The following is an 8,846-nucleotide window of genomic DNA, read 5'->3' as shown; positions in this document are numbered from 1 at the left end:
GGCGCCGCGCCCGCCCCAGCCAGGCGTGGTGCTGCTTCCATTCGCTGGCGTTGTCGCGGCACCATTGCTTGTCGAAATGCGCCACCCAGCGTTTGGCATCCGGACCCAGCAGGGCCAGCGCGTTGCCGCGCGACCATTCCGGCAGGGTGGGCGTGGCGTCCAGTGCCTCGATGCGGTCGCGCAGGCTGGGGTGGGTGTCGTCCAGATTGCTCAGGCGCTTGAGCGCCTGGCGCAGGGCGTCATTGGCAAAGGCGGCATCGGGCGCCTTGGCCAGGGCGCGGCGCATGCTGCGGTAGGGGCCCACCGGCAACGGGTTACCCGCCGCTGCACACCAGTGGTTGCCCCAGAACTCCGCCTGCAGCCACGCGCCCCGGATCTCGATCTCGGCCAAGGCCGCAGCGGTCACATCGCGGCCCAGCAGCTTGCCGGCGATGCGGTCGGCCTCGTATTCATCCTGGCGGGCCAGTGCAAAGGTCTTGGCCGAAAACCGTGGAAAGTACCAGCGCATGAACAGCTGCGTGGCGGCAGCCACCGGCCCTTCATCGTCGGCCAGGCTGTGGTTCAGGCGCATCCACGACAGGCGGGTGCGGTAGATCCAGGCCGCAAAGCGGCCGTGGTCGCCCCGCAGATGGCCGTACTCGTGCGCCAGCACCGCCAGAAAACGTGGCCGGTCCAGCGCCATCAGCAGGGGCAGGCCAATGCTCAGGTGGTTCACCGCCCCACCCAGCAGGCCGTAACGCGGCAACTGCTGGATGCTGGCATTGAACTCGTCGGTCAACGTGACCTTGTGAATGGGCGGGCCGTTGATCTTGCGGCGGATGCGCGCCAGGGCTTCAAACAGATCGGGCGCGTCCAGCGCAGTAATTTCCACCCCCTCCGGCGCCTCAAACCGCACCCACAGCGCACGCAGGCTGACCCACAGCAGACCTCCGGCCCCCAGCAAAGCCCAAACCATCGCCAACCGAAAGCGCCCATGGAGCAACTGGGGCACCACCCACAGCAAAATACTCACAGCGAGCGCCAGACACCCCAACACCCAGGCATAACCCAACGCCGCAAACGCAGCCACACTGCGGCGGTACGCACGGCTGTTGTCGGCGCTGGCATGCTCGCTTATGCGCACCATGTGCACAAAATCTGCCTGGTCCACGGGCTTCCCTCACTCTGGTTGGATTTTTTTCAGCCGCCATCCTAACCACTCACGCTACCGCAGCACCATGACCGACGACGACCTGCCCGAACTCATCCGCACGCCACCCGGCCTGTACCGCCACTACAAGGGGATGCTCTATGAAGTGATCGACACCGTGCGCCACAGTGAAACGCTGGAACCCATGACGCTGTACCGCGCGCTGTACGGACAGCGCGGCTTGTGGGTGCGGCCCGCCGCCATGTTTGAGGAGTTGGTGCTGATCGAAGGGGTGCTGCAGCCCCGCTTCCAGAAATGCGCAGAGGGGACGGCGCCCGTATAGTTGACACCCAAAAGCGGCTTCAGCGCCCGTCCGAAAAGCGCCTTAAGCTATATTTTCGATAGCAATCAGATCGCTGCAGCCGGGTGTTAGCTACAGCGTTTGAACCAGCGCCCGTACGGCACGCGGGTAGATCACATGCTCCTGGGTCAGCACCCGGGCAGCCAGCGTCTCGGCGGTGTCACCCGGCAGCACTGGCACCACGGCCTGGTCCAGGATGGGCCCCACATCCAGCTCTGCCGTCACCTGGTGAACGGTCACCCCGGCAAATTTGCAGCCTGCATCGATGGCGCGCTGGTGCGTGTGCAGCCCGGTGAACGCGGGCAGCAGCGAGGGGTGGATGTTGATGAGCCGCCCGGCGTAGTTCGCCACGAACCCCGGCGTCAGGATGCGCATGAACCCTGCCAGCACCACCAGCGCTGGCTGGTGTCGGTCGATGGTTGCGGCCAGCTCGGCATCGAACGCCTCGCGGCTGGCAAAGGTCTTGTGGTCCAGTACCTCCGTCGCGATGCCCTGCTCCCGCGCAAAAACCAGCCCCGCAGCATCCGGCTTGTTGCTGACGACGGCCGCCACGCGGGCGCCGTAGCGCTGCTCCCAGTGCTCCTGCTGAGCAGTCCGGACGATGGTGGCCATGTTGGAGCCGCCGCCAGAGATCAGAATGACGATGTTCTTCATAAATTGCCCCGGATTATCCCAGCCATGCCTTTTGATCCTGCAACCCGCCCCCTAACCCCCAACGAAGCCCGCGTGCTGGCCACTCTGATGGAAAAGGCGCGCACCGTGCCCGACAGCTATCCCATGTCGCTGAACGGCCTGGTCACCGGGTGCAACCAGAAAACCAGCCGTGACCCGGTGATGAACCTGAGCGACGCCGAGGCGCAGGAGGCGCTGGATTCGCTCAAGCTGCTGACCTTGGCGTTTGAGAGCAGCGGCAACCGCACCACGCGCTGGGAGCACAACTTTCAGCGCGGCGTGGGTGTGCCCGAGCAATCGGCCGTGCTGCTGGGCCTGCTGATGCTGCGCGGGCCGCAGACGGCGGGCGAGCTGCGCATCAACGCCGAGCGCTGGTACCGGTTTGCCGACATTTCCTCCGTCGAAGCGTTTCTGGACGAGCTGCAGGAGCGCAGCGCCAAAAAAGGCGGCCCGCTGGTCGTGCAGCTGCCCCGCGCGCCCGGCGCCCGCGAACAACGCTGGGCGCACCTGCTGTGCGGGCCGGTGGATACCTCCGCCAGCCCGGCACTCGCAGGGGGCGCGGGCGCCAGCCCATTGCCCGCACTGCAGGCCCGCGTGGACGCCCTGGAGGCTGAGGTGGCGAGCCTGCGCAACACCGTGCAGCGGCTGTGCGCCGAGCTGGGCATTTCCCCTGAGTTCAGTCCAATGTCGCCACCCGGACAGGAATAAAACGAACGACCGTGCTACAAATGCGGATCACTTGGAGACAAACCGATGGATCTCGCATTTACCCCCGAAGAACAGGCGTTTCGCGAAGAGATTCGCGCCTGGGTTCACGCCAACCTGCCCAAGGAAATTTCGCACAAGGTGCACAACGCCCTGCGCCTGACCCGCGAAGACATGCAGGGCTGGGCGAAGATCCTGGGCAAAAAGGGCTGGCTCGGCTTTGGCTGGCCCAAGGAGTTCGGCGGCCCCGGCTGGACGGCCGTGCAAAAGCACCTGTTTGAAGAAGAGTGCGCCCTGGCGGGCGCGCCTCGCATCGTGCCGTTCGGCCCGGTGATGGTGGCCCCGGTGATCATGGCGTTTGGCAATGCCGAGCAACAAAAGCGCTTCTTGCCCGGCATCGCCAGCGGCGAAGTCTGGTGGAGCCAGGGCTACAGCGAACCCGGTTCGGGTTCGGACCTGGCCAGCGTCAAAACCCGCGCCGAGCGCGTGGGCGACAAGTACATCGTCAACGGCCAGAAGACCTGGACCACGCTGGGCCAGCATGGCGACTGGATGTTCAACCTGGTGCGCACCAGCACCGAGGGCAAGCCCCAAACCGGCATCTCCTTCCTGCTGGTGGACATGAAGTCCAAGGGCGTCACCGTGCGCCCCATCAAGCTGCTGGACGGCGAGTGCGAAGTGAACGAAGTGTTCTTCGACAACGTCGAAGTGCCCGCCGAGAACCTGATCGGCGAAGAGAACAAGGGCTGGACCTACGCCAAGCACCTGCTATCCCACGAGCGCACCAACATTGCCGATGTGAACCGCAGCAAGCGCGAGCTGGAGCGCCTCAAGCGCATCGCCAAAACCGAAGGCATGTGGGACGACCTGCGCTTCCGCGACCAGATCGCCCTGCTCGAAGTCGACATCGTTGCACTGGAAATGCTGGTGCTGCGCGTACTGTCTGCCGAGAAGTCCGGCAAGAACTCGCTCGACATCGCGGGCCTGCTCAAGATCAAGGGCAGCGAGATCCAGCAGCGCTACGCCGAGCTGATGATGCTGGCCGCCGGACCCTTCGCCATGCCCTTCATCGAAGAGGCCATGGAAGCCGGCTGGCAAGGCAACTTCCCCGGCGGCGTCACCGCCAACGCGCCGCTGGCATCCACCTACTTCAACCTGCGCAAGACCACCATCTATGGTGGCTCCAACGAAGTGCAGCGCAACATCGTGGCTCAGACCGTCCTCGGCTGATCCCAAGTTCCAGGAGACAAGAACATGGATTTCGATTTTTCTGACGACCAGGAACAACTGCGCGACGCCGTTCGCAAATGGGTGGATAAGGGCTACACGTTTGAGCGCCGCCGCGCCGCCGTGGCCGCAGGCGGTTTTGACCGCACCGCCTGGGGCGAACTGGCCGAGCTGGGCCTGACCGCCCTGACGGTGCCCGAAGTGCACGACGGCATGGGCCAGGGCGCCATCGACGCGATGGTGGTGGCCGAGGAACTGGGCCGTGGCATCGTGCTGGAGCCCATCGCCCAGGCCTTCATCGCCAGCAGCGTGCTGTCGCACTACGCCCCCGCCGACGTGCAAGGTGCCTGGCTGCCCCGCGTGGCCAGTGGCGAAGCCCTGGTGGTGCTGGCCCAACAGGAGCGCAAGGCGCGCTACCGCCTGGATGTTTGTGAAGCAAAAGCGGCTAAAGCGCAATCAGGATATGCGGTAACAGCTATCAAAAGCGTAGTACCTGCGGGTGACAAGGCGGACGCCTTCATCGTGCCCGCACAACTGGACGGCAAGATCGCCCTCTTCCTCGTCGAACGCGCTGCGAGCGGCGTGACCACGCAAGGCTACGTCACGCAAGACGGCAGCCGCGCCGCCGAAGTGCACCTGGCCAACGCCCCCGCCACGCTCATCACCACCGACGGCCTAGCTGCGCTGGAACTGGCCGTGGACACCGGCATCGCCGCCGCCTGCGCCGAAGCCGTGGGAGTGATGGACAAGACCGTGGCCATCACCGTCGAATACATGAACCAGCGCAAGCAGTTCGGCGTGTTCATTTCCAGCTTCCAGGCGCTGCGCCACCGCGTGGCCGACATGAAGATGCAGCTGGAGCTGGCCCGCTCGATGAGCTACTACGCCAGCCTCAAGCTCGGCGCCCCTGCCGAAGAACGCCGCGCCGCCATGGCCCGCGCCAAGGTACAGCTGGGCCAGTCGATGCGTTTTGTGGGTCAGCAGGCCGTGCAACTGCACGGTGGCATCGGCGTGACGGACGAGTACATCGTGAGCCACTACTTCAAGAAGCTCACCCAGTTGGAAGTGACCTTTGGCGACACGCTGCATCACCTGGGTGAAGTGTCCGCCCGCATGCAAGACACCGCAGGCGTGTTTGCCTGACGGTCGCTGACGCAGGCGCGTCACAGCCATCAACGATGCTCGTGGATTCACCGGTCCACGGGCATTTTTTCTTTCTGGAGACACCTTGATGAACAACACCCTCTGGCTGCAACGCCGATCTCTCCTGCTGGCCACCGCTGCGGCAGCCACCCTCGCCCTGGCTGGCTGCGCCACCCAAAGTCCCAGCCTGGCCGAGGCACCGCCCATCGTCTTTGTGCACGGCAACGGCGACACCGCTGCGCTGTGGCAAACCACCGTGTGGCGGTTCGAATCGAACGGCTGGCCGCGCGAACGCCTGCACGCCATCGACGTGCCCTACCCACTGTCGCGCGACGAGGACGCCAAGCCCCAGGCAGGCCGCACATCGGCCGCAGAGCACATGGCCTACCTGAAGGCCGAGGTGGACAAGGTGCTCAAGGCCACGGGCGCCAGCCAAGTCGTATTGGTGGGCAATTCACGCGGCGGCAACGCCATCCGCAACTACATCTACAACGGCGGCGGCGACAAGACCGTGAGCCACGCCGTCCTGGGCGGCACCCCCAACCACGGCGTGTGGGCGATCCCGGGGTTCCGTGAAGGCAACGAATTTTCCGGCACCGGCCCCTTCCTCAAAGCACTGAACGCTCCCAAGAACGCAGCGGGCGACGAAGTGAGCGGCCCGGTGAAATGGATGACCATCCGCTCGGACAACAACGACAAGTTCGCCCAACCCGACGGCCTGTGGATCGGACAGAAAGGCACGGCCACCAACGTGACCGCTGCAGGCCCCGAACTCAAGGGCGCCACCAACGTGGTGATCCCGCGCATCGATCACCGCGAGACGTCGTACTCCCCGGCAGCGTTTGAAGCCACCTACCGCTTCATCACCGGCAAGGCGCCAACACGCACCGAGATCGCTGCAGAAAAATCTGTGGTGCTGAACGGCAAGGTCACGGGCCTGGGCGTGGATTCTGCCGACCCCAAGACCGGCAACTTCAGCAACAACCTGCCGCTGGCGGGTGCACAGCTGGAGGTATACGCCACCGACCCTGCGACCGGCGCCCGCAAAGGCAACCCGCTGCTGCGCAAGACGGTGGGGGCTGACGGCCAATGGGGTCCACTGATGGTTTCGCCGGGCGCACCCGTCGAGTTCGTGATCACTGCGCCGGGCTACGCCACCACCCACATCTACCGCAGCGGTTTCCCGCGCAGCAGCGACCTCATCCACCTGCGTCCCGAGCGCATCACAGACGCCGACAAGACGGCCGACTCCATCGTCACCCTGACCCGCCCGCGCGGCTACCTGGACCCGGCGCGCGACAAGATGCTGTTGGACGGCGCAGTGCCTGCCGGGGTGCCCGCAGGCGCCGGCGTGGCCTCGGCGAAGGTCAAGCCTGCCGGTGGCGTGCGCAGCATCGTTGCCGAATTCAATGGCGAGCGCTTGGTGGGGCAGACTTGGCCTGCGGCCAGCGGCCACCTGGTGTTTTTGGAATTGACGTATTGAAGGACAGGGCGCTGGGCAGTATCCACATTCTTCTCAGCCCCCCCAAGAGGAGTCAAGACGGCCCTTATGGCTAGGCGCTCCGTCGCAGACAGTACGCCTAGTACGGCAAGACGGAGCAACGACGCCAGAAGGGTCGTATTGGCCACTCCCCCAACTAAGCCAACAGCCTTGAAGACTTGGGGACATGGGCCATGAGGAATTCCATCTGATCGGCCAGGATGCGCCGATTGCGCAGGATGAAGTCCTCCCACAGGCTCGGCACATAGGGCGCGTACAGCAGCGGCATGTGCGCCTGCTCCGGGGTGCGCGGGCCCTTGCGGTGGTTGCAGGGGCGGCAGGCCGTGACCACGTTCATCCAGTGGTCCTGGCCGTTGCGCGCGAACGGCACGATGTGCTCGCGCGTGAGGTCCTCTTCGTGAAAACGCCCACCGCAGTAGGCGCACACATTGCGGTCGCGGGCAAAGAGCTTGCTGTTGGTCAGGCTGGGCTTGAGCTCGAACGGGTTGATGCTGGGCACGCCCTTGGTGCCGATGATGCTGTTGATGGCGATCACCGATTGCTCACCCGATATGGCGTTGTACCCGCCCCGGAACCGGGCAATCTGGCCGCCGGACTCCCAGCGCACTTCCCCGGCGGCGTAATGAATCACCGCCTGTTCCAGCGAAATCCACGATTGGGGCAGCCCTTGGGCTGACAGCTTCAAGACCTTCAAAACACGCCTCCTGGAACACAAAGTACACAAGGACATGACTTCCGCAAAACAGGACTCTGGCAAGTGGCTCGCCCCAAGGAAAAGGCGGTTGTTGCATCCCGATTTGTGCAAGTCCGAAAGGATTCTGAACGCAGATGTCTCGCGGGCAGCCCTGCGCGGGGCCAGCCGTGGGTCACAATATACTCTTTTTGTGACAAATTGGCGTCCTGCGCTTGATGGACCTGCGCATGGCGCTATCAAAAAGATAACAAACCGATGAAGATCTTTCGCGGATTCCACCACCCGGGCATTGCCGATGCCTGTGCGCTGACCATCGGCAACTTCGATGGCGTGCACCGGGGGCATCAGGCCATGCTGGCCCTGCTGAACAGCGAGGCGGCCCACCGGGGCGTGGAAAGCTGCGTGCTCACCTTCGAGCCCCACCCGCGCGACTACTTTGCCGGGGCCCACCACAAGCCGGAGCTGGCCCCAGCCCGCATAGGCACCTTGCGCGACAAGCTTACCGAGCTGGCCCGCTGCGGAGTGCAGCAGACCGTGGTGCTGCCGTTTGACGCGCGGCTGGCCGCCCAGTCGCCCGACGCTTTCATCGATGAAGTGCTGGTGCGCGGTCTGGGTGCACGCTATGTGTTGGTGGGTGACGATTTCCGCTTCGGCCGCCAGCGCGCGGGCGACTACGCCATGCTGGACACCGCCGGGCAAGCCCAAGGTTTTGACGTGGCTCGCATGAACAGCTACGAGGTGCATGGGCTGCGCGTGTCCAGCTCCGCCGTGCGCCAGGCGCTAGCCGCAGGCGACATGGAGGCAGCAGCGCGCTTGCTGGGGCGGCCCTACACCATCAGCGGCCATGTGGTGCATGGCCGCAAGCTGGGGCGCGAGCTGGGCGCCACGGCGGAAGGCGCGGGCGACGGCTTTCGCACCCTCAACCTGCGGTTTGCGCACTGGAAACCCGCCGCCAGCGGCATCTTTGCCGTGCTGGTTCATGGCCTGGCCGATGCCCCGCTGCCAGGGGTGGCCAACCTGGGCGTTCGCCCCTCGCTGGACCCGAACGACGTCAATGGCGGCCGCGTGCTGCTCGAAACCCATTGCCTGCACTGGCCCGCCGAACTGGGTGCCGAAGGGGCGTACGGTAAAATCGTGCGCGTGGAACTGCTGCACAAACTGCACGACGAGCTGAAGTACGACGGTCTGGACGCCCTGACAGCGGGCATTGCCAAAGACTGTGCGGATGCGCGCGCCTACTTTGCATCGGCCCACGCCCCCAATCACACCGAGACCCGGCGTCAGACCACGCGCGACCGAATTTAGGGGGCTGCCTGCGCAGCGCCTGCCCTGCAGGCCCGACACCTCTCGCGTTTCGCTCCCTGTTTCCCCGCATTGCTCCGGGCCTGCCCCGGAATGCCCCGTTTTAAGGCTC

The 8,846-nt window shown here is 65.0% G+C and carries 9 protein-coding genes; 6 read left to right on the top strand and 3 right to left on the bottom strand.

From position 1 onward, the window contains the following. On the bottom strand, nucleotides 1-1,150 hold a 1,150-nt coding region (locus ACODSM_RS20180), incomplete at its 3' end, for a M48 family metalloprotease (protein ID WP_488806665.1). A gap of 67 nt (nucleotides 1,151-1,217) precedes the next feature. On the opposite strand from ACODSM_RS20180, the gene ACODSM_RS20175 reads away from it, so the two are divergent. Continuing rightward, entirely contained in the window at nucleotides 1,218-1,472 is a 255-nt protein-coding gene (locus ACODSM_RS20175; RefSeq protein WP_309825895.1) for a DUF1653 domain-containing protein, read from the top strand. A gap of 90 nt (nucleotides 1,473-1,562) precedes the next feature. Here ACODSM_RS20175 and purN read toward each other — a convergent pair whose 3' ends face one another. Further along, nucleotides 1,563-2,144 carry a phosphoribosylglycinamide formyltransferase gene (gene purN, locus ACODSM_RS20170; protein ID WP_488806664.1) on the bottom strand — a complete coding sequence of 194 codons (582 nt, stop codon included), beginning with the start codon at nucleotides 2,142-2,144 and terminating at the stop codon, nucleotides 1,563-1,565. A gap of 24 nt (nucleotides 2,145-2,168) precedes the next feature. On the opposite strand from purN, the gene ACODSM_RS20165 reads away from it, so the two are divergent. The 4 genes from ACODSM_RS20165 to ACODSM_RS20150 all read left to right on the top strand — a co-directional run bounded on the left by ACODSM_RS20165 (nucleotide 2,169) and on the right by ACODSM_RS20150 (nucleotide 6,720). After that, entirely contained in the window at nucleotides 2,169-2,870 is a 702-nt protein-coding gene (locus ACODSM_RS20165; protein ID WP_488806663.1) for a YceH family protein, read from the top strand. 45 nt (nucleotides 2,871-2,915) lie between these two features. Then, complete coding sequence (locus ACODSM_RS20160; RefSeq protein ID WP_488806662.1) at nucleotides 2,916-4,097, top strand: acyl-CoA dehydrogenase family protein; 1,182 nt, start codon at nucleotides 2,916-2,918, stop codon at nucleotides 4,095-4,097. 24 nt (nucleotides 4,098-4,121) lie between these two features. Next, the gene (locus tag ACODSM_RS20155; protein WP_488806661.1) at nucleotides 4,122-5,237 is read left to right on the top strand and encodes an acyl-CoA dehydrogenase family protein; all 1,116 of its coding nucleotides are present in this window, start codon (nucleotides 4,122-4,124) and stop codon (nucleotides 5,235-5,237) included. An 88-nt stretch (nucleotides 5,238-5,325) separates the two neighbouring features. Beyond that, nucleotides 5,326-6,720 (top strand): alpha/beta fold hydrolase, encoded by a 1,395-nt coding sequence (locus ACODSM_RS20150; RefSeq protein ID WP_488806660.1) that lies wholly within the window; start codon nucleotides 5,326-5,328, stop codon nucleotides 6,718-6,720. Nucleotides 6,721-6,874: 154 nt separating this feature from the next. Here the strand turns inward: ACODSM_RS20150 and ACODSM_RS20145 are convergent, their stop codons facing one another. After that, nucleotides 6,875-7,432, bottom strand: a complete 558-nt coding sequence (locus ACODSM_RS20145; RefSeq protein ID WP_015013076.1) for an HNH endonuclease — start codon at nucleotides 7,430-7,432, stop codon at nucleotides 6,875-6,877. A gap of 255 nt (nucleotides 7,433-7,687) precedes the next feature. Here ACODSM_RS20145 and ACODSM_RS20140 point away from each other — a divergent pair, with 255 nt between their 5' ends. Continuing rightward, entirely contained in the window at nucleotides 7,688-8,737 is a 1,050-nt protein-coding gene (locus tag ACODSM_RS20140) for a bifunctional riboflavin kinase/FAD synthetase (RefSeq protein ID WP_488806659.1), read from the top strand. Nucleotides 8,738-8,846: the final 109 nt, after the last annotated feature.

This window comes from Acidovorax sp. FG42 (assembly GCF_057809195.1).
This window is presented reverse-complemented; position numbering and strand designations above follow the sequence as displayed.

Excerpts from the sequence above, each read along its gene's own strand:
- ACODSM_RS20155 (WP_488806661.1), top strand. The coding sequence starts at position 4,122 with ATGGATTTCGATTTTTCTGACGACCAGGAACAACTGCGCGACGCCGTT.
- ACODSM_RS20150 (WP_488806660.1), top strand. The coding sequence starts at position 5,326 with ATGAACAACACCCTCTGGCTGCAACGCCGATCTCTCCTGCTGGCCACC.
- purN (WP_488806664.1), bottom strand. The coding sequence starts at position 2,144 with ATGAAGAACATCGTCATTCTGATCTCTGGCGGCGGCTCCAACATGGCC.
- ACODSM_RS20140 (WP_488806659.1), top strand. The coding sequence starts at position 7,688 with ATGAAGATCTTTCGCGGATTCCACCACCCGGGCATTGCCGATGCCTGT.
- ACODSM_RS20165 (WP_488806663.1), top strand. The coding sequence starts at position 2,169 with ATGCCTTTTGATCCTGCAACCCGCCCCCTAACCCCCAACGAAGCCCGC.
- ACODSM_RS20175 (WP_309825895.1), top strand. The coding sequence starts at position 1,218 with ATGACCGACGACGACCTGCCCGAACTCATCCGCACGCCACCCGGCCTG.
- ACODSM_RS20160 (WP_488806662.1), top strand. The coding sequence starts at position 2,916 with ATGGATCTCGCATTTACCCCCGAAGAACAGGCGTTTCGCGAAGAGATT.